This window comes from Mesorhizobium sp. M0598 (genome assembly GCF_040320865.1).
In the GTDB taxonomy this organism is placed as follows: domain Bacteria; phylum Pseudomonadota; class Alphaproteobacteria; order Rhizobiales; family Rhizobiaceae; genus Mesorhizobium.
Map to the genome: position 1 here is coordinate 1 of NZ_JAMYQL010000056.1, position 22,606 is coordinate 22,606.

Below are 22,606 nucleotides of genomic sequence, written 5' to 3' on the forward strand. Positions count from 1 at the left end.
GATAAGGTGTTCCACGGACGGCTCCCTTGTTTGAGATCTCAACGAACTCATTCTGGCACATCCGATGCCGTCGGGCGCCGTCCACCCCATCATGCCGTGACATTGGAGCGCCGCTGCGATGGGATTTTGATGCCGCGTTCGTTGCTTTTGCCCACCACCCGCGCCTAGTCCATGCCAGCTCCTTCGAAGCTCAAGGCTTATCGCGCCAAGCGCGAGTTCACGAGGACGCCGGAACCAGCCGGCGGTCTGGTTGCCGGTGAGGGCAATCGTTTCGTTGTCCACAAGCATCACGCCACCGCCGATCACTACGATCTTCGCCTGCAGGTCGGCGACGTGCTGAAGAGCTGGGCGGTGCCGCGCGGCCCGTCGCTCAATCCGGCCGATAAAAGGCTGGCGGTCGAGACCGAGGACCATCCGCTCGAGTATATCGACTTCGAAGGTGTCATTCCCGAAGGCGAATATGGCGGCGGGCCGATGATCGTCTGGGACACCGGCGTCTGGGCGCCGATGGACGATGTCGAGAAGAGCCTGCGCACCGGTTCCTTCAAGTTCCGCCTCGCCGGCGAAAAGCTGAATGGCGGCTGGATGCTGACGCGGCTGAAACCGAAGCCCGGCGAGGATGAGGGCAAGAAGAACTGGCTGCTGTTCAAGGAGCGCGATCTCGCCGCCGACGCCAAGCTCGACATACTGGAAGCCCGGCCGGAAAGCGTCAAATCCGGACGCCGCATCGAGGAACTGGTGGCAACGCCGAAGCCGGCCGCTGCCAGGCCGGTGGTGCTGAAGCCAGGTGCTTTGCCGGGCGCCGTCAAGGCGCCGCCGCCTTCCCGGATCGAGCCGCAGCTGACTACGCAGGTTTCGAAACCGCCGGGCGGCGATGACCCAGCGGCCCGAACGGGCGAAGTTTGGCTGCACGAGATCAAATTCGATGGCTACCGCACCATGGCGCATCTCGCTAACGGCGCAGTCAGGCTGATCACCCGCGCCGGCCTCGACTGGACGAAGCGCTATGGCGACCTGCCGCCTGCCTTCGCCAGGCTGCCGTGCCGCGAGGCGATCATTGACGGCGAGGTCGTCGCGCTCGACGCCAAGGGCATCAGCCGCTTTGCCCTTTTGCAAGACGCGCTGGCCGAAGGCGCCGGCAACAAGCTCCACTTCTACGCCTTCGATCTTCTGTATCTCGACGGCTGGGACCTGAGACAAGCGCCGCTCCGCCGGCGCAAGGCGCTGCTTTCGCAATTGCTATCCGGTCTCGGCGCCAATTCGGCCATCCAGCTCAGCGATCATGTCGAAGGAGACGGCCAGGCACTTTATGACCAGGCATCCGAGATGGGGCTCGAGGGTGTCGTCTCCAAGCGCGCCACGGCAATCTACCAGAGCGGCCGTACCAAGACCTGGACCAAGACCAAGGCGCTTCAGACCGGCGACTTCGTCATCGCCGGCTACACAGTCTCCGATGCGGCAGAGGGGTTGGCTGCACTTGGCCTCGGCGAATTCGAAGATGGCGAATTGCACTATCGCGGCAAGGTCGGCACCGGCTTCGACGCCGCCACCGCCGGCGAGTTGCTGGCCAGGCTGGAGCCGCTAAGGGCGGGTGCATCCGCGCCGGAAGGGGTTCCCCGCGAAATCATGCGCGAGATGAACTGGGTGCGGCCGCTGCTTTCGGCGCATATCCACTACGCCAACCGGACCACCGACAATGCGCTGCGCCATGCGGTGTTCCGCGGCCTGCGCGACGTCGGCCTGTCGACGCCGGTTTCGGCCAAGCGCAAGCGGCTGATCGCCGAGGCCGACCTCGCCACCATCTGGGTGACCAACCCGACGCGACGGCTGTTCGGCAAGACCGGCCCGACCAAGCTCGACATTGCCGTCTATTACGCGCTGGTCGGCGATTTCATGCTGCCGCACATTCTCGGCCGGCCGGTGTCGCTGGTGCGCTGCCCGACCGGCAGGCCGCAGGACTGTTTCTTCCAGCGCCACGCCTTCACCGGCATGCCGCCCTCCGTGGCGACTTTCGAAGCAACCAATTCGGAGGGCGAGACCAAATCCTATCTCTCGGTGGAAGACGCCAAGGGCTATCTGGCGCTGGCGCAGTTCGGTGTCGTCGAGTTCCACACCTGGGGCACCCATCGCACGCGGCTCGACAAGCCGGACCTGATCGTTTTCGACCTCGACCCGGGCGAGGGGATCGCCTGGCGCGAGGTGGTTGAGGCGGCGGTGCACATTAAGGGCGAGCTGGAGGCGCTAGGGCTGGTGCCGTTCGCCAAGACGTCCGGCGGCCACGGCATCCACATATCAGTGCCGGTGACGCAAAAGCAGAACTGGAAGAAACTGCACCAGGCGACCAGCGCCATCTCGACGCATCTTGCCGCCACCGCGCCCGACACTTTCACCACCACCATGGGCAAGGATAACCGCAAGCGGCGCATCTTCATCGATTATCACCGCAATGCGCGCGGCCACACCTCGGCGGCTCCCTATTCGCTGCGCGCCCGCACCAATTTGCCGGCCTCGACACCGGTGAGCTGGAGCGATCTGGCGACCATCGACGCTCCGCAGGATCTGAATTATTCGTCGCTGCCGGGGCTGCTGGCGACGTCAGGCGACCCTTGGGCCGACATGGAAGATTTCGCCCGGGATTTGCCAGTGATGGGCACCGCGAGATAGTCCCGCGGGCGCGGCCCCAGACTCCATCGACGCTCCGGAAAATTTGAATTATTCTTCGCCACGGACCTCTTACCTGCAGGGGCTCCGGCGGAGGAAGATTTCGCTAGGGATTTGCCGGTATTGTAAGGGGTCGATGTAGGATTTCGGCAGCCCCGTCCGTCCTCCGGACGAATGAACGCTGCGAACAGTTCGACAGCACAAGGCCGCGTAGGAGTATTCATGGCGCCCAGGGCAAGTTGGAAAGGTTACCTCAAGCTCAGTCTGGTCAGCTGTCCGGTCCGGCTCTATCCGGCGACGAGCGCGAGTGAACGCATCAGCTTCAACCAGCTGCACAAGAAGACGCACAACCGCATCAACATGAAGCCGGTCGACCCCGAGCTCGGGCTGGTCGAGCGTTCGGACCTGGTCAAGGGCTACGAATACGAGGACAAGCAGTACATCATCATCGAGGACTCCGATCTCGATGCGGTACGCATCGAATCCAATCATACGATGAACATAGAGGCCTTTGTCGACGAGCATTCGGTCGACGTCATCTATCAGGACGCGCCCTATTACCTGGCGCCGGACGGCGCAATGGCCGAGGAGACCTTCGCCGTGCTGCGCGAAGCCATGCGCAAATCCGGCAAGCTGGCGATCGCCCGCCTGGTGCTGTCCAGCCGCGAGCGCGTGGTGACGATCGGCGCGCGCGAGAACGGCATGTTCGTCTGCACCTTGAGGAATCCGAACGAAGTGCGTGGCACGGCTGAGTATTTCGGCAATATCCCGGCCGGAAACCCCGATCCCGAAATGCTGCAATTGGCCGAGGCGCTGATCAAGCAGAAGGAAACCACCTTCGATCCGAAGAATTACGAGGACCGCTACGAGATCGCGCTGATGACAATGATCCGCGAGAAACTCAAGGGCCACAAGCCGATCATCGCGGCGGCCCCCGAGCGCGGCAATGTCATCAATTTGATGGATGCGCTGAAGGCCAGCCTGTCCCAATCGGCCAAGCCGCCAGCCAAGTCGAAGAGCAAGGCCGATGAAACGGCCAAGCCCGCGGCGAAATCCGCCAAGGCCAGCGCCGCCGCGGCCAAGGAAAACCCGCTCAAGGCGAACCTTCTCAAAGCCGTCGGCAAGAGCAAGGCGTGACGGCTCTCGCCGGCACGGTCTTCGGCATCGTCGGCGCGCTGGCCGCCTTTCCGCTCAGGTTGGCGGCGCGCGAGGTCGAGCGCCAGCACGGCGAGTTGCGGCGCGGCGTCACTCGGCGCACCACACATGTCGTGTTGGGCCGCATGTTGCTCGCCAGGGCCGGCGATACCGAGATTGAGCGCCGCGTCGTCACCGAGCGCGCGGCCGGGCGCAAGCTGGTCAGCGAGAACGGCTTCCTGCGCCTGCTCAGGCTGATGAAGGCGCCGGAGGCTTCGGCGCTGTCGCGGCAGTCGCTGATCGACCAGTCGCGGCTGACCGGCGCGGATCTCGACCTTTTGTCGCTGTTCGATGCCTTCGAGCATGATTGCGAACCGTATTCCTTTCGCGACCTAATCCTCGCCCGCAAATATGCCGGGCTGGTTGCCGGCGGCGCCTCATGGGGGGCGATTGCGCGCTCGGTGCACCGGTCGGGCCCGGTCGCCTCGCTCACCGCCAAGTCGCTTGCCGTCGGCTCACAGCATGGGCGGGCCGATGCGATCTATCTCGAGGGCGGCCAGAGCGAACTCGACGGCCAGTTGCTGTTCGATCTGGGAACGCAGGATGACGACACGCTGGAAGAGCTGTTCGCCGATGCCGAGGCGGCGGAAGGGGCTGAAGACCACGAGCAGGCGGCGGCCCTCTACCAGCGCTGCCTGGCCATCGACCCGAGCGATGCCATCGCCGCCTTCAACCGCGCCAACTGCCTGCGCGCCGCCGGCCAAGCGGCCGAGGCGGCGCACGACTATGCCCGCGCCATCAAGTGCGACCCCGGCTTCGTCGAGGCCTGGTTCAATCTTGCCGGGCTGATGAGCGAAGAGCGGCGGGTAGCCTCGGCGCGCCGCCATTTGTTGAAGGCGATCGCATTGGACGCTGATTATGCCGATGCGGTATTCAACCTTGCGAGGCTGGAGTTCGACGCCGGCAATCTCGCCGAGGCGCGGCGTCGCTGGGTGCGCTATCTCGAGCTCGACGCCAATTCCGAATGGGCGCGCATGGCGGCCAAGGGGATACAGTTCGTTGATTTGCAGCTGGCGCAAAAGTCGGCGTCCTACTGACATGCTTGATTCAAAAACCATTCGAAAAACAGTTTCAGAAGAACTTCATGCGCGCCTGGGGGCGAAATGGTTCAAGCCGGACACCGCCAAGCTTCTGGTAGCATCCGCAGACAATTTGACCGACTTCAGCATCGAGTTCGACTGCTATGCTGACCGCCGGTACGGAGACTATGACTGCTCACTCTCGGCCGTCTTCAAATGGAAGAAATTCGCCAAGTCATACAGGGACTTTAGCGCTTGGAATGCGATTAAGGATCCAAGTTCGGCACAGTTCAAAACTAAAAGCTCCGAGCAATTGAACGCACAATTCCTCGGAGTTGCTTTCGATGGGATTGACAGCGACTTTGTTAGAAGCCGAGGGCCGTTTTGGGTCGCGAATGAACAGAACCTGGACGGGTTCATAGCCCAGTGCGTCGATGATTTGGATGGCAAGGTCGGCGAGTGGATCAAGAGGTGGTTCACTTGGTCTTCGGCGCTGGATGTCATGAACGGTAACGAGCAGTTGTGCGGAACGTGGCGAGATCATGCTTACTTTTGCCTGCTGGAACAGGTTCATGGGCGTGAAGCAGCTTGCTCCTGGGTTGGCGGTCTCGATCGGGCAAACTGGCCCGAATATCAGACAGCCCAGATCGAGTATCTGCGGTCACAAGTTTGTAACGCGAGTGCAGCGCGGCCATAGTCGTTGCGGGCCTACCTGGAGTTCGAAGCCCGATGCCAACCGCCTTCCTATTCGACGGCCCCGAAACCGCCGCCATCACCATCCTACTCGCCCACGGCGCCGGGGCGCCGATGGACTCGGCCTCGATGACCGCCACGGCAAAAGCGCTAGCCGCAGCCGGCTTCCGCGTCGCGCGCTTCGAATTCCACTACATGGCGGCTCGCCGCTACGGCCACCGCAAGCCGCCGCCGCGCGCCGAGACGGTTAACCCGGAATACGTCAAGGCGATCGCAGACCTCCGGGCGAAGGGCGTGAAGGGTCCGCTGATCGTCGGCGGCAAGTCGATGGGCGGACGCGTCGCTTCGATGATCGCCGACGAGATGTTTTCGAAGGGCGAGATTTCAGGGCTGCTGTGTCTCGGCTATCCCTTCCATCCGCCTGACAAACCGACGCAGCTTCGGACAAAACACCTGGCCGATCTCAAGACGCCGACAGTGATCTTCCAGGGCACGCGCGACGAGTTCGGGACCAAAGACGAGGTCGCGACCTATGCTCTGTCCGACGCAATCGAGATCTTCTGGCTGGAAGACGGCGACCATGATCTGAAGCCGCGCAAAAACATCTCCGGCTTCTCCACCGCCGATCATCTGAAGACGCTCGCTGATGCGGTGAAGGCGTGGACCGAACGCATCGTGCGCTGAAGCAGGCCGATGAAGATCGCCACCTTCAACGTCAACAACATCAACAGCCGGCTGCCGAACCTGCTCGCATGGCTGGCTGCCGCCAAACCCGACATCGCCTGCCTGCAGGAGCTCAAGGCGAGACAGACGCAGTTTCCGCGCACTGCGCTGGCGGCCGCCGGCTACGGCGCGGTTTGCGTCGGGCAGCCGACCTGGAACGGCGTCGCCATCCTTTCGCGTGGCGCAGAACCCGTTCTGACCCGTAAGGCGCTGCCCGGCGACGACAGCGACCAGCAGGCGCGCTACATCGAAGCGGCGGTCAACGGCATCGTCGTCGCCTGCCTCTACGCGCCGAACGGCAATCCGCAGCCCGGGCCGAAATTCCAGTACAAGCTCAACTGGCACGAGAGGCTGGAGGCGCATGCGGCACAGTTGCTCGACACCGGCCTGCCGGTGGTGCTGGCCGGCGACTACAACATCGTGCCCGAGCCGCGCGACATCTACCCGACCCGCTCCTATGACGACAACGCGCTGGTGCAGCCGGAAAGCCGCGCATCGTTCCAGCGGCTGCTCGACCAGGGCTGGCTTGACGCGCTGCGCAAGAAGCACCCGAACGAGACGCTCTACACATTCTGGGACTATCGCCGCAACCGCTGGCCGCGCGATGCCGGCCTGCGCCTCGACCATATCTTGCTCAGCAAGAAGCTGTCGCGCCGGCTGGTAGCGGCGGGCATCGACCGCGACATGCGCGGCGAGACCGGCGCCAGCGATCACGCGCCGGTCTGGGTGGAGTTGAAGTGAGGCACGGAGGCTGGCGCCGCCTTTCCGGGCGGCAACCAGTCAGGTTGGCCGCGCCGCTTCGCGGGCGAACGCCTCGGCATGCCGGCAACCCTCGACGATCTCGAAGGCCATCTGATGGTCGGCTTCCGCTCGTCGCGGACCGGCGAGGTCATGCCGCTCGAATTCACCGTCGGCGGCGCGTTGCGCTATGTCAGCCTGCCCAACCAGGTGACGGTCAACGGCTCCGACACGATGGCGGAGCTGGCGCGTCTCGGCTTCGGCCTGGTGCAGGCGCCGCACTACCGCTTCGCCGGGGATTTCGCACGCGGCACGCTTGTCGAAGTGCTGCCGGATTACCCGCCGTCGCCGACACCGCTGTCGGCGCTCTACCCACAGAACCGCCAGCTCGCGCCACGGGTACGCGTGTTCATCGACTGGGTGACCGGGATTTTTGGCGAGGATGGGACATCGGGCCGGGTGTGATCGTCCGGGCCGCCGGCTACTTTGCGAAGGGCGATCGGACGAGATAAACATCGCACTTGGGTTTAGTGACAAGCGCACCGCCGGCGCCTATGCCGTGACGGGCGGATTGGGTGAGGACAAAAGCTGCGCTCTCGCTGCGTTCGCGTCGTAGGGCCGGCAAACTGTAAGAGATCTGCGACATTGTTGCGCTGATCGAAGCGAGGGAAACCGAAAAGCCGATGGTTGCGGAAGGTACAAAAACGGACCGCTTCACCTTCACGATGGAAAATTCGGACAGTTAGCCGACAACTCGGCCCATGCTCGATCCAATTCGAGTTTCGATTGGGTCTTTTCAATGCTTTTCGCGGTAGAGTTGTCGATGAAGTTGCTTTCGACCCGCATGACTCGAAAATTTCCACCTGATGGCCGCTGATAGAGGACAATATAGCCGCAGTAACGATCGATGTTTTCAAACTTCGCCGCTATGTCGACTGCGGCATAGACGCCAGGAAAGGCAGCGTTCTCTGGGTCCTTCAACCACGTGAATTTGAGTAGCCGGCGCTCGCGCACAGCGCCGGCCTGAGAATGAAAATGTTTACTTTGCTCCACGAAGGCGTTCGATGGGATCGAAGCTTTGGCGGTATCAGTTTTCATTTCGTATGCCCGCCCATACTCTTGGTTATCGAGCGAAAGGAAATAGCGACCAACCGTTTCCGTTGCATCTCGAACCGCGTCCTCCGAGGGCGTCCACTCTTGCGATTGTGCGGGTAGGATCGCGACCAACACCGAAGTCACGATCGCAAGGAAAGCTACGGCTGCATGTGTCATGGTAATTTCTTCGCAGGAGCTTGCCACGAATGCAATCCGGTCACGGCCGATAGCCAGAATTTCGAACTGACCCACATCCCAATGGCGCGCTATGTTAGCGCTGCTGCAAGCGGATTGTCACATATCTCGAACTCCAGCCACTTGCGGTTGCCCGTGCGCGCCATCGCGGCCCTGATCCTTGATCAGCTCCGCCCTCGTGCTATAAAAAACCATGTCAGGGACCAGCCCCGCGGCCACTGCGCCGCTCATCGTGATTGACCTTCAGACCGGCATGTTCGACGGCGTCGCCGAGCCGCCGATCCATGATGCCGACGGCATGGTCGCCCGCAGCCGCGCGCTGATCGAGTGGGCGCGGCGCAGCGGGCGCAAGGTCGCCTTCGTCCGGCATGACGGGCCGCAGGGCGATCCTCTGGCGCCGGGTGAGCCGGGCTGGCCGGTGTGGCCGGCGCTCGGCCAGGCCGAGGACGAGCCGACTTTCGCCAAGCGTGTCGGCGATGCGTTCAGCAATGCCGCCCTTGCAGCATGGGTGGCCGGGCAGGGCGCCGGCGAGGTCGTTCTGATCGGCGCGCAGACCGATTTTTGCGTGGCGGCCACGGTGAAGGGCGCCTTTGCGGCGAGCCTGGGCGTCACCGTGGTTTCCGACGCCCACAGCACGCTCGACACCACCAGCGAGACCGCCGCGGAGATCATCGCCCGGCACAATGCGGCATTTGCCGCCGCCGGGGTCAAAATGGCGACGACGAAGGCGCTTACCGATAGCTGATCCGCCGGCTCATCCCTACGCCGTCAAAGCCTGATCCAGCCGGGAAGCAACTGGCGGGTTCAGACAATTTGGCGCGGGGCGCCTCACTACTGCGGGCTTTCGCCGGCGCGGCCTATCGCGTATTGGCGCGGGAACGCTCCTTTGGCCTTCCCCGGAAACCCATGATACGTCTCGAAAGCATCAGCAAGCAGAACGGCCGTCAGATCGTCTTCATCGAAGCCTCCGCCGCCTTGCAGAAGGGCGAGAAGGTCGGGCTGGTCGGGCCTAACGGCGCCGGCAAGACGACGCTGTTTCGCATGATCAACGGCGAGGAGCAGCCCGACGAGGGCCAGGTCTCCGTCGATCGCGGCGTCACCATCGGCTATTTCAGCCAGGATGTCGGCGACATGGAGGGCCGCAGCGCCGTTGCCGAAGTGATGGACGGCGCCGGGCCGGTCAGCGAAGTGGCGGCCGAGATGCGCGAGCTCGAGCACGCCATGGGCGACCCTGACCAGGCCGACCAGATGGACGAGATCATCGCCCGCTACGGCGAGGCGCAGCACCGCTTCGAGGAGCTCGACGGCTACGCGCTGGACGGGCGCGCCCGCGAGGTGCTGGACGGCCTTGGCTTCAGCCAGGAGATGATGGACGGCGACGTCGGCAAACTGTCCGGCGGCTGGAAAATGCGCGTGGCACTGGCCAGGATCCTTTTGATGCGGCCCGACGCCATGCTGCTCGACGAGCCGAGCAACCATCTCGACCTCGAAAGCCTGATCTGGCTGGAGCAGTTCCTGAAGAACTATGACGGCGCGCTGCTGATGACCTCGCACGACCGCGAGTTCATGAACCGCATCGTCAACAAGGTGGTCGAGATCGACGGCGGTTCGCTGACCGCCTACTCCGGCAACTACGAATTCTACCAGCAGCAGCGGGCGATTGCCGACCGGCAGCAGCAGGCGCAGTTCGAGCGCCAGCAGGCGATGCTGGCCAAGGAGATCGCCTTCATCGAGCGCTTCAAGGCGCGGGCTTCACATGCCGCCCAGGTACAGAGCCGGGTGAAGAAGCTGGACAAGATCGACCGGGTCGAGCCGCCCAAGCGCCGCCAAAAGGTATCGTTCGACTTCCAGCCGGCGCCGCGCTGCGGCGAGGACGTGGTGACGCTGAAGAACGTGCACAAGGGCTATGGCAGCCGCTCGATCTACGAGGGATTGGATTTTCAGGTGCGCCGCCGCGAGCGCTGGTGCATCATGGGCGTCAACGGCGCCGGCAAGTCGACGCTGCTGAAGCTGGTCGCTGGCGCTTCCGAGCCGGACAATGGCACGGTGGCGCGCGGGCCCAGCGTCAAGATGGGCTATTTCGCCCAGCACGCCATGGAAGTGCTGGAGGGCGAGCGCACCGTGTTCCAGACGCTGGAAGATGCATTTCCGCAGGCCGGCCAGGCGCCGCTCAGGGCGCTGGCCGGCTGCTTCGGCTTTTCCGGCGACGAGATCGAGAAGAAATGCCGCGTGCTGTCGGGCGGCGAGAAGGCGCGGCTGGTGATGGCGCTGATGCTGTTCGATCCGCCCAATTTGCTGGTGCTGGACGAGCCGACCAACCACCTCGACATCGCCACCAAGGAGATGCTGATCACGGCACTGTCGCAGTACGAGGGAACCATGCTGTTCGTCTCGCACGACCGCCATTTCCTGGCGGCGCTGTCGAACCGGGTGCTGGAACTGACGCCTGAGGGGATCCACACCTATGGCGGCGGCTATACGGAGTATGTCGAGCGCACCGGGCAGGAGGCGCCGGGGTTGCGGAGCTGAGGCCGGCTCTGCCGCCCACGGTCGCGTAGACGCTCGATTCCGGAGGCCAAGCACGAGGTGCTCAGCCATGTATCGCAATTTCGCGCAGCGGATCGCCGCCGTCGATGAACAGCCGGCCTTGCGCGGTCAACGCCGCCTTGAGCCGTCGCAGGGCAATTTTTCCTGCTTCGGGATGACGCCCGTCCAGCGCGCCGACGCGCACCGCAACGGCAATGTCGAAGTGCTTCTCATCGGCTTCCAACTCGAAATCCTCGATGGCGACCTGGCGAAGGCTCAGCCGGCCTGCCGCAATCTCGGCGCGCGAGGCGGCCCCGGCCTGCGCGATGGCGTTGGCCGAGCGGTCGATCGCCAGCACGTGCCCACCGCCGATCCGGCGCGCGATCTCGCGCGCTGCAGCACCCGGTCCGCAGCCGATCTCCAGCACTCGCATGCCCTGCCGCAAGGGCAGCGCATTGACGATCTCCAAAAGCCTTGGCGACAAGTCGTTCGCCATACGCTCGTCTCCAGCTTTTTCGCAATCCGAGATTAGCGACCGCGGCCGGCGACGGGAAGGCCGAGAGACGCGGGCATCGCCGATGTGTTCAGCTGGTATGTTCAGTTGGGGGCTTGAGCAGGGGGCATGATCGACATCGAAGAGGTCGACGATCCGGTCTCGACCGCGGGCGACCGGCGGACCCCGAGCGGCCCGGCGTCGTTGACCTGAGGGGTAGGGAGGGAACTGGCGCCGAGCCTAACCGGTTGGGGGGTAGATCACCGGCCGTTTATGTGTATACGCTCAAGCTAATATAAGAGCAAGCTAATGTTTTGCGTCAGCGATGTTGGACGATTGTTCTGATCAGTGGCCGGTTGTGGCTTCCTGCCGCGCCCTCCAACCCGGCCAAACACCGTTTATTGCCTTCAAGTCCTGGCTCCAATGCTGTACCCCGGCCCGAAATTCAAGGAGCCTGCGATGACCTCACATCCCGACATCCCCGACGCCAGCATGGCGGTCGATGCGGCCGGCGTGGCAGCCGATGACCGGCGCGCTCGCGAGGCGGATGCCGCATGGCGGGACGATGTTCGCGAGGGCGTGCGGCATGTAGGCGATCTGGATTCGCTGCCGCTGTCGCCAGCCGAGCGGGCGGCGGCCGAAGCCGCGGCCACGCGCCACAAGGTTCGCATTCCCAAGGCCTATCTAGACCTGATCGACTGGAACGACCCCGCCGATCCGATACGGCTTCAGGTCATCCCGTCGCCCGACGAACTGGCAGAGCAGGAGGGCGAACTCGACGATCCGATCGCCGACCACGCCTTCAGTCCCGTGCCTAGATTGACGCATCGACATGCCGACCGGGTTCTGTTGTTCCCGACCTATCAATGCGCGGTCTATTGCCGGTTCTGCTTTCGCAAGGAGCAGCTGACGTCGATCGGCCGCGGCTATACGCGCGAAGCTCTCGACGAAGCCTTCGCCTATATCGCGGCCCATCCGGAAATCCGCGAGGTGATCCTGACCGGCGGCGACCCGCTATCGCTGCCGGACAGGGCGCTGACGGAAATCCGCGCCCGTGTCGAGGCGATCCAGCATGTGCGGCTGTTGCGCATCCACACTCGCGTACCCGTCGCGCTGCCGTCGCGCGTCACCGGCGGGTTGATTCAAGCCTTGCAGGGCCGGCTGATGGTCACTGTCGTCACCCATTTCAACCATCCACGCGAAATCACGGAGGCGACCGAGCGGGCCTGCCGCACGTTGCGGCAGGGCGGCTTCGTGCTGCTGAACCAGAGCGTTCTGCTGAAAGGCGTGAACGATACGGTCGAGGTGCTGGAAGAGCTGTGCCGCGAGCTGATGTATCGCCTTGGCGTCAAACCCTATTACCTGCACCACGGCGATCTCGTGCGCGGCATGGCGCACCGGCGCACCACGATCGCCGAGGGCCAGGCGCTGGTCAGCGCCTTGCGTGCGCGCCTGTCGGGCATCTGCAATCCCGTCTACGTGCTGGACCTGCCGGACGGCGGAGGGAAAGTGCCGCTCGGCCCGTCCCATCTTGAGGCACGGGAAGGGGAGACGTGGCGAATACGTGGGCTTGATGGGGCGGTGAGGGGGTATGGAGAGCTGGTTGGGGAGGAGGGGACGCGCAGCCGCCGTCCAAGCCAGCCCACCTTGGTGACCTGACATGCAGCCCTTGATCACGGAAGCATGCGTTAACTGCTGTTCTATTTGGTGCTTGCGCAATTGCTGAAATAGTGAAAACGTTGGTCCGGGGTAATGGGTTAGGGGAGTTCGTCCCGGCTGTAGCGAGTTTCGGGGCGGCGCAGAAAAGTCATGAACTTTCCACAGTTCCTGGTGGGGCTGACCACCACATCGTCCATCGTGGCGATCTCGACTTACCTTGCGACGGGTTCAATCTGGAAGACGCTGGCCTGGACGATCTTGACCTTGAGCGTCATGCAGGTTGGATATTTCCTGTTCGTCGTCCGGTTGATCTACGGATCCGGGGCGAAAAGCGCGGAGGCAAAGCCGCGGCGTCTGAGGGCTGTGCCGCCGAACCGTCGAGGTCGCGTTCAGCTTATGTAGTAATGTCCCATATAGATATCATGGTCTAGACAGGACATGTTCGGTTCTGGGAATGTGCATTGGACGTTCCGCTAGTTTAGTCAACTAATATATATCGCCCAACTCATATCGTCGTTTTTGGGCTAGCGGGAAAACCTGCCTGCTGTTTGTACGACGGTGCCTAAGGCCACATTTTACAACCGGCTGGCAAGCTCCCTTTTGTTGATGCCAGCTTAAATCCGGCTGGTGTTTTCGATGGGCCGTTGAGGCTATAAAGCCGTTCAACCGGGCGGCATCGAGATGCATTTCGGCCGGTCGAGAGGGTTGTGGTGATCGACGGAACGCCGAACGTGATCTTGCTGATCGGTAGCGCCCCCGATGTCGTGCGCTGCGCCGCCTAGCCCAAGCAGGCCTTCGGCAAGATTGTCGCCATCAACAACGCCTGGCGCGTGCGCCCCGACTGGGATTTCCTCGTCCATGCCGGCGATTTCCCGGCGGAGCGGATGCCGCAAGGCGGTCCCCTGCAGCAGGCGCAGATCTTCAGCGCCTCGCATTACGTGCCGGCGCAAAACAGCTTTGGTGGCTTCGTCTATGCCGGCGGCACCATGTCGATGACGGCGGCCTACTGGACGATCCACAGTCAGAAGCCGGACGTGCTGGCATTCCTTGGCTGCGACATGATCTACGACCAGCCCGGCAACACGCATTTTTACGGCGTCGGCCGCGCCGATCCGCTGCGCAACGACGTCACCCTGCGCAACCTCGAGGCGAAGTCGGCCCGCCTGCTCATCCATGCGCTTCGGCGCGGCTGCCTGTGCGTCAACCTATCCGACCTGCCGCGCAGCCGGCTGGTCTTCCCGCGGCTGACGCTCGATGAACTCGGCGCGCTTTCTCCCTCGCGAATATCGGAAATGAAGGCGCAGATGCTTGCCGGCCTGCGGCTCGATCAGGCGGAGGAGGCCGACAGGATCGAGAAGGAACTCGGCTATCTCTTCGAGGACGGCATGTACTGGAAGCACCTCGACAAACTCGACGAGAAATTCCTGGCCAACATCGACCGGCTGTGGATGGCGGCGGTGAAGGCGAGCTTGAGCAGTCGGCCGAAGCTCCCGATCTCCCCTACAAGGCGGGAGATCGGCGCGTCGTCCGCTTAGCTTTTGGCCGCCGCGAGCTTGTCTTGCGTCTTCGTCTCGAAATCGCTGGCGTCATGGCGCTCGTGCAGTTGCATCGAAGGCTCGCCGAAGGTGCGGTTGACCATGCGGCCGCGCTTGACCGCCGGCCGCGCGTCGATGGCGTCGGCCCAGCGCTGCACGTTCTTGTACTGCTCCACCTGCAGGAACTCGCCGGAATCGTCATACATACGGCCCTTGGCCAGCCCGCCATACCAGGGCCACACCGCAATGTCGGCAATCGTATAGTCGCTGCCGCCTAAATACTCGCTTTCGGCGAGGCGTCGGTCGAGCACATCCATCTGCCGCTTGGTTTCCATGGCGAAGCGGTCGATGGCATATTCGATCTTCGTCGGCGCATAGGCGTAGAAATGGCCGAATCCGCCACCGAGATAGGGCGCCGAGCCCATCTGCCAGAACAGCCATGACAGGGTCTCGGCGCGAGCCGGCTGCTCCGTCGGCAGGAATTCGCCGAATTTTTCGGCGAGGTAGAGCAGGATCGAGCCGGATTCGAAGATGCGGACCGGCTTTTTCCCACTGCGATCCACCATGGCCGGGATCTTCGAGTTGGGGTTGACCTCGACGAAGCCGCTGCCGAACTGGTCGCCGTCGTTGATCCTGATAAGCCAGGCGTCGTATTCGGCGCCGCTGTGGCCGAGCGCCAGAAGTTCCTCCAGCATGATCGTCACCTTGACGCCGTTCGGTGTCGCCAGCGAATAAAGCTGCAGCGGATGCTTGCCGACCGGCAGTTTCTTGTCATGCGTCGGGCCGGCGGTCGGCCGGTTGATGCTGGCGAAAGCGCCGCCATTTGCCTTGTTCCAGGTCCAGACTTTTGGCGGCGTGTATTGGTCCGTTGCGTAGTCGTTCATTTGGGAGGCCTTTGGAAGGGTTGGGTTGGGAGGATATCAGATATCAACGTGGGTAATGGCGGAGGAACTTTGCATAGGGCAGCTTGGGATAGCCGTAGGTACAGATAGGGCTGCCGGCGCTGATGCAAAACCCCGGCGCGAACGGCGCGGCGCCGGTCCACGCCAAAGCCGGCGCCGCCTCTTGCGCCCGGTCACCTGCGCCATACCTATAGCCCATATCAGCCTGCGAACATTGCCAGGAACCAAAGCATGAATATCGAACCCCTTTTGCGATCCATCGTGGCCGTCCGCGCCACCGTGCCAGAGGACGCCTTCACGGCAAATACACTTGGCACCCGCCGCGAGGGCAGTGGCGTGGTCATCCGCGGCGACGGGCTGGTACTCACCATCGGCTATCTCACCACTGAGGCCGAGGAGGTCTGGCTGGCCGACCAGGACGGGCGCGTGGTTCCCGCCCATGCGCTCGCCTACGACCAGGAGTCGGGCTTCGGCCTGGTGCAGGCGCTGGCGCCGCTCGGGCTGCCCGCCATTGCGCTCGGTGATGCGTCCAGGGCCAAGATCGGCGATCCCGTCGTGCTCGCCGACGGCGTCGGCCGCTCCGTGCGGGCGCGGATCGTCACCAAGCAGGAATTCGCCGGCTATTGGGAATATCTGCTCGACGAGGCGATCTTCACGGCGCCGGCTCACCCCTCATGGGGCGGCGCCGGCCTCATCGGCGCGGATGGCAGGCTGCTCGGCATCGGTTCGCTGCGCCTGCAGATGAGCCGCAACGGCGAGGTCGCCGACATCAACATGGTGGTGCCGATCGATCTTCTGCCGCCCATCCTCGACGATCTGCTGACGCGCGGGCAGGTCGCCAGGCCGCCGCGGCCGTGGCTCGGCGCCTTCTCGGCCGAGAGCGACGGCAAGGTCGTGGTGATGAGCGTCGCCGAGGGCGGTCCAGCCGCCCAGGCGGGCCTTCGCCAGGGCGAAGTCATCTCGGATGTCCGCGACACGGCGGTCGATGGGCTTGCCGATTTTTATCGCAAGCTTTGGAAGAGCGGTCCGGCCGGTGCCGAGATCCCGCTCCGGGTGCTGCGCGATGGCCGCGAAACCTGGCTGCGCGTCAAGTCCGCCGATCGCAACAGCCTGCTGTGGAAGCCGCCGCTGCAGTGAGGCAACCGAAACCTCTCACTCTCCGCAAGCGCTGAAGCCAGTGCCCGGGGTCCACTCCGCGAATGGGATGACCTTGCCTTCGACCGATACGGTCGCTTGCCTGGTGGTGCCGTCCGCCAGCTTCTTGCTGCTGTTGCCCTTGCCGGTCAGCACATTGTAGTCGCAGTCGCCGGCAACATTGTCGTCCATGTAATCCCAATACTCGTAGGCAAAACCGGCGACGACGAACGTGCCGTTGCGCCAGGCGAGCGTCAGCGTCTTGTTGGTCCGCTCGCTGCCGATCTCCATCGCCGGAATATAGAGCTTGATCGAACCGTTGGGGAGCGCAGTGAGTTCGGGCTCAGTGTCGGATGTGGCGGGGCCCGGCCGGTCGTAATCCTTCCATTCCCCGTCAATCTGATCATGCACGATCCCGGCAGGTTTTAGAAAATCGCCATCGCGATCTTTGAGGAAAAAATACAGGTCCATGGGAGAGCCGGGCTCGGTCTCGACGATCATCGCCAGATCGGCGGCGCCGTCGCCGTTCCAGTCGCCGCCGTGATGATCTTCTGGGTCTCGATCGGCTCCGCCAGGGCGGCGGCCGGCAGCAGCAAGACCAGACCGAATATTATCGATCGCATGTAGATCCCCCGCGCTTGGGCAGGCCTGAGACGCACGCGCTTCTCAGGAGGCCCGGCTCTGCCGCGTCTCGGAACGGCTCGTCTCGTTGAGCAGCCGGCAGAGCGAAACCGCTTCACGACGGCTCAGGCCGATCAGCGCGATTTCCGAAAATTGCGCCGGCAGATCGTGAATGATGTCCCACACCATCCAACGGCCGTTCGGCTCCATGACACATTCGTAGCGCAATAATTGTTCCTGCATCCGACCCCCGGCTTTGCTCACCGGACTGGTACAGCGTCGAGGTAAATGAGTTGTTGCGCCGCGCGAGTATTCCGCGGCTGTCAAAACCAGGCGTTGAATCCCCACAGGGGCGAACCCGACAGGTCACGGCTGACGGTGCCGATACTCTCGACAAGGCGGCAGGGCAGGGACGCTTCCGGCGTGAACGGCGGCCGCCGCCAGAATTGGATCAGGCGTTGCGGCTCGCCATATGCGCGTCGAGCTTCCTCCTCGAGGGGCCGTAACGCTTGATGATGGTCGCGGCCTCGCTTTGCGGTATGCCGTATTTGCGGGCAAAAGCAGCGACCTCGTATGGCTCTTCGCCGGAGACCAGTTTGCGATCCTGCTTGGTCTTGGATTTGTCGTCGGCCATGGCGTCCTCCATCACATCTGGTCGTTATAGGGCTCCTTGGTCCGGCCGACCATCCTGGCCAGTTCGGCAAAGGACGGTACGCCGGTTTCACCCTGGGCATTGTTGGCCGCCTGCAGCAGCCTGAGCGGAAAGCAGACGGCGTCGCGGTTGGATGGCGACATGTCTTCATAGAGACGCTCGTCGCTGGTCATCGCCGCCTCGGCGCGGCGCAACGCCATGTCGACCTCGTCGACCGATAACAGGCCCTTGTGGACCAGCGCGTTGTTGACGGCCGCGATCGCCATCATCAATCCTTCGAGCTGGAGATTGGCGACGTTCATCGTCTTGCGTCCTTGCCGGGCTTCTTGGCGGTGGCCTTGCCGTCTGGCCGGATCGCTGCGCGCGGCGGGTTCTGGCCCTCCGAATGCAGGGTCCTGTCGTCGAAATCGTCAGCCGGCCTGGTCAATCCCATGCCGCCGGGAGGCGGCTTGTTGCCGGCCGCATCCTGCGAAAATTCGTCGGCCGCGTCGGGGCTCGTCTTTGCCGGATATTTCCTCGCGCCGGTCTCGTAGCGGTTCTGGTCGTCGGCCATGTCCTGTGCTCCGGTTGCAATGAGCAGATAACTTTCAGGCGCCGCGAGCGGTTCCGTGGTGAAATCGACCTTGCCGGCGCCGAAGCCTTCGCAATCTGTCGGGTTTTCGTGCATTCTTGTGCATGCCAACGATGCTTCGCCCCGACGCGCCGGCACAATGCTGCTCCTACTGCGGTGGGCGCGACCACAATTACGAGGATTGCCCAAAGCGCAAAACCGATGCCGAACGGCAGAAGGAGACGCCAGGCAACGCGTCCCAGCCCGCTGCCGCGGCTGCAGGGGAAATCCGCTAGCCAGCCTGAACCACCCGCCGGTCCGGCCGGTTGGCGCGAAGGTCCTTCCATATCCAGAGGATTGCAATGCCGCCACTATTGTGGGCAAAAGCAGCACGGGCAATCAGGTTGGGGTGGGGTGATGACCGAAACGCAAGGTAATTCAAGCCGTCCGCAGGACAAGCCGGGGATGGCATCGGGGTCGATCGGTTCCGGCCTGATCGCACTCGTCATCGTGGCGCTCGGCGTCTTTGCGCTGTTTGGATCCTGGTACACGATCGACCAGGGCGACCGCGGCGTGCTCTTGACCAACGGAGCGCTGAGTTCGGTCGTTGATCCCGGACTGCATTTCAAGCTGCCGTGGTTACAGCGTGTCGAGAAGATCAGCCTGCGCCAGCAGGTGCTCAAATGGGGCTGCGAGAACCAGAACGATTGCAGCGGCCTGCCGGCCATGCAGGCCTATTCGCGCGACCAGCAGCCGGCCGACATGCGCGTCACCGTCAACTTCCACGTGCCGGCCGCCGAAGTCAGCAACGTCTACACCAACTATGGATCGATCGAGGCACTGGCCGACCGTGTCATTGCCAGGAAAGCACCGCAGGAGATCAAGACGGTGTTCGGCCAGTACGACGCGGTGTCGGTTATCCAGAACCGGGCGAAGTTCAACAAGGACGTCGCCGAGGCCATCGCGGCGGTAACCGACGGCCCGGTGATGATCGACAGCGTGCAGGTCGAGAACATCGATTTCTCCGACGCCTACGAGCAGGCGGTCGAAGCCAGGATGACGGCTCAGGTCGAGGTACAGAAGCAGGAACAGAACCTGCAGCAGGAAAAGATCAAGGCCGATATCGCCGTCACCCAGGCCAAGGGCCGCGCCGACAGCGTCAAGGCCGAAGCCGAGGCCAGCGCCTACAAGACCAGGGTCGAAGGCGATGCGACCGCGGGCGCCATCAAGGCTCGCGCCGCCGCAATCGCCAACAATCCGCTGCTGGTCGAACTGACCAAGGCGGAGAGATGGAACGGCGAATTGCCGAAGTCGATGATCCCGGGCTCGACCGTACCGTTCCTCGAACTCAGCACGCCTGCCGCAGCATCGAACTGAGGCGCGGCGCAAACCAGATCAGGGCGGCGGCGCGATAGCCGTCCTGGTGCGGTTACGGCTGAAGCACGGCGCCTCGGGCGATTGCCTGCGTTTGACTTAGAGCTGTCAGCAGCTCCATTCCCGCCGGCCAGTCGCCGAGCCCGCTGTCGCCATTGATGTGGCCAAGCGGTCCGGCGATATGGAGATCGCTGCCCCATCGCTCGGATTTCGCCCTGGCATAGTCCAGCGAGCCGTAGGGATCGTTGGTGCTGGCGACAATCAGCGACGGAAAGCGAAGCCGTTGTTGCGGTGCGTCGGCGAAGGCCCGGGCGGAGGAGGGGAAGGCCGGCGACGCAGGGTCCGGAACCGCGACCAGCAACGCGCCGCCGATAGAGCTGGGGGAGATCCGCTGCCAGTGTACGACGAGCAGACAGCCGAGGCTATGGGCGACGAGCACCGGCGGTGTCCTTGCCTGGCATACAGCGGCTTCCAGCGCAGCCACCCAGTCGTCGAGGTCCGGCGCGTCCCAACTCGCCGGGTTGAACCGCCGCATCGCCGGGTTTGCCTGCTGCCAACTTGTCTGCCAGTGGGCTTTGCCCGATCCGCCGATGCCCGGCACAATGATGAAGTCGGTCATGCGAAGCCCTTCTTTCCTGATGCAGCGCGTGCAATTCTAGGTCTTCTCCCAGGTGGCGGAATGAGAGATCATCGGAAAGCAGCGACGAAATCCGATGGATTAAAGGCGATCATGCGGAACGGCGATTATCGGCCAAGGCTCGACTCCACCGATCTGGCGATCATTGAGATCATGCAGGAGGATGGCCGCATCGGCATCTCCGAGCTTGGCCGCCGCGTCGGACTGTCCCAGCCCGCCACCTCGGAACGGGTGAAGCGGCTGGAGGAGCGCGGCGTCATCACCGGTTACAAGGCGGTGATCAATTCGGCAGCGCTCGGGCTCGGCACCATGGCGGTCATCCGCCTGCGCACCACGCATGAGCATATCCAGGCCTGCCTGAAGAAGTTCGCCCAATTGCCGGAGGTGGTCGAGGTGCTGCGGGTGACCGGCGAGGATTGTTTTCTGGTCAAGGTCGTGGTCCCGTCACCGCCCGATCTTGAAAGCATCGTCGACAGCTTCGGCCACTACGGCACGGTGACGACAAATGTGGTTCTGCGCGCCGAGCAACCGAAGCGGCTGGGACGCGAATTGATGACCAGGGCCTGACCGGTCTATCGCTTGGTCGGCGTATGCCCGACGGCATTGGCGAACGAGATGCCGCCCTTGATCTCGCGCATCGCCATCGAGGTGATCGTGCGCCGCACGCCGGGCAGCCGGCTGAGCTCCTCGCGCAGCATCCTGTCGAGCGCCATCATGTCGACGGTGACGATCTGCAGGAGATAGTCGGCCTCGCCAGTCGTGGCGTGGCAGCGGCGGATCAGCGGATGCTTTTTGACCGCCGCCTCGAAGGCGTCCGACAGTTCGAAATCGATCGACACCTGGATGAAGGCTTCGATGCCGAAGCCGAGCTTGGCCGGGTCGATCCGGGTCGAGTAGCCGCGGATGACGCCGGCGTCCTCAAGCGCCTTGACCCGCTTCCAGCACGGCGTCTTGCTCAAGCCGACCTCATCGGCGAGCGCGGCAAAGGAGATACGGGCCTCGCGTTCGAGCGCAGCTATGATCTTCCGGTCGACCGCATCCAGCATCATTCGTTCTTCCAATCTGCTTCAGCGACAATTTTCGTCCTTCGTTTCCCGCCAATCGAATAACAGAAAGGGACAATGTTCGGCAAGAAAGCGATTAGACTCGGGGACCGGGATCCAACAAGCGCCTGCGGCCCAACGGCCGGGGCAAGGAGCATGGCCATGGACAAGCAGGACTATTATGCCCGCATCGAAACGCCTGAGATGCGCGACTATGGCGTCTACCTCAAATGCGACAGGCTGCTGGCCTGCCAGAAGCCGCTGGCCGAGATGGTGAATGCCGACGAGCTGCAGTTCCAGATCGTTCATCAGGTCGAGGAGCTGTGGATGAAGCTCATCGCCTATACGCTGGTCGATGTCGTCGATTTCCTGGAAAAGCAGGACACGCATCGCATCGTCACGCTGATGGGGCGCGTGCATCGGCTGATGCGGCTGATGACGGCGCAGCTCGACCTGCTCGAAACCATGTCGCCCAAGGAGTACCAGCAGATCCGGCTGCAGCTCGGCAATGGCAGCGGCCAGGAATCGCCGGGTTTCAAGCAGCTGCTGCGCCTGCCGCCCGATCTGTGGCGGGCCTTCAAGGCGTCATACCTCGACGACCGCGGCCTTTCGGTCGAGGATGTCTACGATACCGGCTACGATCACGGCGACAGCTATGTCGTTGCCGAAGCGCTGATCGAGTTCGACGAGCTGTTCCAGAAATTCCGTGCCAACCACCTCTATCTCATCCACCGCACGATCGGCCTCGGCGCGAAATCGCTGAAGGGCCGGCCGGTCGAATTGCTGGAAGCCGGCGCCCGCCACCGCTTCTTCCCGGAACTCTGGGACATACGCTGGGCGATGACCGACCGCTGGGGCAGCCAGTATGGAACGGTACGCGAGCCGATCAGCAAGCCGGGGGTCAAGGTGGGGTAGTACAACCTTCCTTCTCCCCTTGTGGGAGAAGGTGGATCGGCGCGCAGCGCCGAGACGGATGAGGGGTGTTGGACGGAGTGCCGCCGGCGCCAAGCTGGAGCACCCCTCATCCGTCGCCTTCGGCGACACCTTCTCCCACAAGGGTGTTTGGACTGGGGACATCGCGAACAGATGTGCGAGGACATCGCGAACAGTTTTGCATGCTATCGCGCCAGGACATTGAGGTCGATGGTTTCTATTTTCTGAT

26 protein-coding genes and 1 pseudogene are annotated in these 22,606 nt (G+C 63.3%); 16 read left to right on the forward strand and 11 right to left on the reverse strand.

Going from position 1 to position 22,606, the window contains the following annotated elements; all coding sequences use genetic code 11:
* Positions 1 to 171 precede the first annotated feature (171 nt).
* The 7 genes and pseudogenes from ligD to NKI59_RS32985 all read left to right on the forward strand — a co-directional run.
* Positions 172 to 2,664 (forward strand): DNA ligase D, encoded by a 2,493-nt coding sequence (gene ligD, locus NKI59_RS32955; RefSeq protein ID WP_352708691.1) that lies wholly within the window; start codon positions 172 to 174, stop codon positions 2,662 to 2,664.
* 219 nt (positions 2,665 to 2,883) lie between these two features.
* Positions 2,884 to 3,798: a non-homologous end joining protein Ku gene (gene ku / locus NKI59_RS32960; protein WP_352708693.1), complete on the forward strand. Its 915-nt coding sequence runs from the start codon at positions 2,884 to 2,886 to the stop codon at positions 3,796 to 3,798.
* Complete coding sequence (locus NKI59_RS32965; RefSeq protein WP_352708695.1) at positions 3,795 to 4,892, forward strand: tetratricopeptide repeat protein; 1,098 nt, start codon at positions 3,795 to 3,797, stop codon at positions 4,890 to 4,892. Before ku ends, NKI59_RS32965 begins: the two co-directional genes overlap by 4 nt.
* Position 4,893: 1 nt before the next feature.
* Entirely contained in the window at positions 4,894 to 5,571 is a 678-nt protein-coding gene (locus NKI59_RS32970) for a hypothetical protein (protein ID WP_352708696.1), read from the forward strand.
* A gap of 32 nt (positions 5,572 to 5,603) precedes the next feature.
* The gene (locus tag NKI59_RS32975; RefSeq protein ID WP_352708698.1) at positions 5,604 to 6,251 is read left to right on the forward strand and encodes an alpha/beta hydrolase family protein; all 648 of its coding nucleotides are present in this window, start codon (positions 5,604 to 5,606) and stop codon (positions 6,249 to 6,251) included.
* Between the two features lie 9 nt (positions 6,252 to 6,260).
* Entirely contained in the window at positions 6,261 to 7,031 is a 771-nt protein-coding gene (locus NKI59_RS32980; RefSeq protein ID WP_352708700.1) for an exodeoxyribonuclease III, read from the forward strand.
* A 66-nt stretch (positions 7,032 to 7,097) separates the two neighbouring features.
* Positions 7,098 to 7,493 (forward strand): annotated as a pseudogene (locus NKI59_RS32985) (LysR substrate-binding domain-containing protein); the annotation flags it as partial.
* 255 nt (positions 7,494 to 7,748) lie between these two features.
* Here NKI59_RS32985 and NKI59_RS32990 read toward each other — a convergent pair.
* On the reverse strand, positions 7,749 to 8,300 hold the full coding sequence (locus NKI59_RS32990; RefSeq protein WP_352708701.1) for a DUF4019 domain-containing protein: 552 nt from the start codon (positions 8,298 to 8,300) through the stop codon (positions 7,749 to 7,751).
* 211 nt (positions 8,301 to 8,511) lie between these two features.
* Between NKI59_RS32990 and NKI59_RS32995 the strand changes: the two genes are divergently transcribed.
* On the forward strand, positions 8,512 to 9,063 hold the full coding sequence (locus tag NKI59_RS32995) for an isochorismatase family protein (protein WP_352708702.1): 552 nt from the start codon (positions 8,512 to 8,514) through the stop codon (positions 9,061 to 9,063).
* Between the two features lie 161 nt (positions 9,064 to 9,224).
* Positions 9,225 to 10,847 carry an ABC-F family ATP-binding cassette domain-containing protein gene (locus NKI59_RS33000; protein WP_352472101.1) on the forward strand — a complete coding sequence of 541 codons (1,623 nt, stop codon included), beginning with the start codon at positions 9,225 to 9,227 and terminating at the stop codon, positions 10,845 to 10,847.
* A gap of 61 nt (positions 10,848 to 10,908) precedes the next feature.
* Here the strand turns inward: NKI59_RS33000 and NKI59_RS33005 are convergent, their stop codons facing one another.
* Entirely contained in the window at positions 10,909 to 11,340 is a 432-nt protein-coding gene (locus NKI59_RS33005; RefSeq protein ID WP_352708703.1) for an SAM-dependent methyltransferase, read from the reverse strand.
* Between the two features lie 489 nt (positions 11,341 to 11,829).
* Here NKI59_RS33005 and NKI59_RS33010 point away from each other — a divergent pair, with 489 nt between their 5' ends.
* The 3 genes from NKI59_RS33010 to NKI59_RS33020 all read left to right on the forward strand — a co-directional run bounded on the left by NKI59_RS33010 (position 11,830) and on the right by NKI59_RS33020 (position 14,531).
* On the forward strand, positions 11,830 to 12,996 hold the full coding sequence (locus NKI59_RS33010) for a KamA family radical SAM protein (protein ID WP_502901144.1): 1,167 nt from the start codon (positions 11,830 to 11,832) through the stop codon (positions 12,994 to 12,996).
* A gap of 150 nt (positions 12,997 to 13,146) precedes the next feature.
* A complete protein-coding gene (locus NKI59_RS33015; RefSeq protein ID WP_352708705.1) occupies positions 13,147 to 13,398 on the forward strand; it encodes an exopolysaccharide production repressor protein in 252 nt (83 codons plus the stop codon).
* Positions 13,399 to 13,826: 428 nt separating this feature from the next.
* Positions 13,827 to 14,531 carry a hypothetical protein gene (locus tag NKI59_RS33020; protein WP_352638117.1) on the forward strand — a complete coding sequence of 235 codons (705 nt, stop codon included), beginning with the start codon at positions 13,827 to 13,829 and terminating at the stop codon, positions 14,529 to 14,531.
* On the opposite strand, the gene yghU is transcribed toward NKI59_RS33020, so the two are convergent.
* Complete coding sequence (gene yghU / locus NKI59_RS33025) at positions 14,528 to 15,415, reverse strand: glutathione-dependent disulfide-bond oxidoreductase (protein ID WP_352678862.1); 888 nt, start codon at positions 15,413 to 15,415, stop codon at positions 14,528 to 14,530. The two genes, NKI59_RS33020 and yghU, sit on opposite strands and share 4 nt — an antisense overlap.
* A 249-nt stretch (positions 15,416 to 15,664) precedes the next feature.
* Here yghU and NKI59_RS33030 point away from each other — a divergent pair, with 249 nt between their 5' ends.
* Positions 15,665 to 16,570: a S1C family serine protease gene (locus NKI59_RS33030; protein WP_352708706.1), complete on the forward strand. Its 906-nt coding sequence runs from the start codon at positions 15,665 to 15,667 to the stop codon at positions 16,568 to 16,570.
* Positions 16,571 to 16,585: 15 nt separating this feature from the next.
* Here the strand turns inward: NKI59_RS33030 and NKI59_RS33035 are convergent, their stop codons facing one another.
* The 6 genes from NKI59_RS33035 to NKI59_RS33060 all read right to left on the reverse strand — a co-directional run bounded on the left by NKI59_RS33035 (position 16,586) and on the right by NKI59_RS33060 (position 18,507).
* Entirely contained in the window at positions 16,586 to 17,068 is a 483-nt protein-coding gene (locus NKI59_RS33035; RefSeq protein ID WP_352708708.1) for a hypothetical protein, read from the reverse strand.
* Positions 17,065 to 17,190, reverse strand: coding sequence for a hypothetical protein (locus NKI59_RS33040; RefSeq protein WP_352708710.1), 126 nt, complete (start codon positions 17,188 to 17,190; stop codon positions 17,065 to 17,067). The genes NKI59_RS33035 and NKI59_RS33040 overlap by 4 nt, the downstream gene beginning before the upstream one ends.
* Before the next feature lie 43 nt (positions 17,191 to 17,233).
* Positions 17,234 to 17,416 (reverse strand): hypothetical protein, encoded by a 183-nt coding sequence (locus tag NKI59_RS33045; protein WP_352708712.1) that lies wholly within the window; start codon positions 17,414 to 17,416, stop codon positions 17,234 to 17,236.
* Between the two features lie 223 nt (positions 17,417 to 17,639).
* Positions 17,640 to 17,822 carry a DUF3606 domain-containing protein gene (locus NKI59_RS33050; RefSeq protein WP_023675702.1) on the reverse strand — a complete coding sequence of 61 codons (183 nt, stop codon included), beginning with the start codon at positions 17,820 to 17,822 and terminating at the stop codon, positions 17,640 to 17,642.
* A gap of 11 nt (positions 17,823 to 17,833) precedes the next feature.
* Complete coding sequence (locus tag NKI59_RS33055; RefSeq protein ID WP_023675703.1) at positions 17,834 to 18,142, reverse strand: hypothetical protein; 309 nt, start codon at positions 18,140 to 18,142, stop codon at positions 17,834 to 17,836.
* A complete protein-coding gene (locus tag NKI59_RS33060; protein ID WP_352678857.1) occupies positions 18,139 to 18,507 on the reverse strand; it encodes a hypothetical protein in 369 nt (122 codons plus the stop codon). The genes NKI59_RS33055 and NKI59_RS33060 overlap by 4 nt, the downstream gene beginning before the upstream one ends.
* 300 nt (positions 18,508 to 18,807) lie before the next feature.
* On the opposite strand from NKI59_RS33060, the gene NKI59_RS33065 reads away from it, so the two are divergent.
* Positions 18,808 to 19,767 (forward strand): prohibitin family protein, encoded by a 960-nt coding sequence (locus tag NKI59_RS33065; RefSeq protein ID WP_352708713.1) that lies wholly within the window; start codon positions 18,808 to 18,810, stop codon positions 19,765 to 19,767.
* Positions 19,768 to 19,819: 52 nt separating this feature from the next.
* Here NKI59_RS33065 and NKI59_RS33070 read toward each other — a convergent pair whose 3' ends face one another.
* Positions 19,820 to 20,383 carry an RBBP9/YdeN family alpha/beta hydrolase gene (locus tag NKI59_RS33070; RefSeq protein ID WP_352708715.1) on the reverse strand — a complete coding sequence of 188 codons (564 nt, stop codon included), beginning with the start codon at positions 20,381 to 20,383 and terminating at the stop codon, positions 19,820 to 19,822.
* Between the two features lie 111 nt (positions 20,384 to 20,494).
* Between NKI59_RS33070 and NKI59_RS33075 the strand changes: the two genes are divergently transcribed.
* The gene (locus NKI59_RS33075; RefSeq protein WP_352708718.1) at positions 20,495 to 20,968 is read left to right on the forward strand and encodes an Lrp/AsnC family transcriptional regulator; all 474 of its coding nucleotides are present in this window, start codon (positions 20,495 to 20,497) and stop codon (positions 20,966 to 20,968) included.
* A gap of 5 nt (positions 20,969 to 20,973) precedes the next feature.
* Here NKI59_RS33075 and NKI59_RS33080 read toward each other — a convergent pair whose 3' ends face one another.
* Positions 20,974 to 21,450 (reverse strand): Lrp/AsnC family transcriptional regulator, encoded by a 477-nt coding sequence (locus tag NKI59_RS33080; RefSeq protein WP_352708716.1) that lies wholly within the window; start codon positions 21,448 to 21,450, stop codon positions 20,974 to 20,976.
* Between the two features lie 156 nt (positions 21,451 to 21,606).
* Between NKI59_RS33080 and NKI59_RS33085 the strand changes: the two genes are divergently transcribed.
* Positions 21,607 to 22,359: a tryptophan 2,3-dioxygenase family protein gene (locus tag NKI59_RS33085; RefSeq protein WP_352472085.1), complete on the forward strand. Its 753-nt coding sequence runs from the start codon at positions 21,607 to 21,609 to the stop codon at positions 22,357 to 22,359.
* Positions 22,360 to 22,606 lie beyond the last annotated feature (247 nt).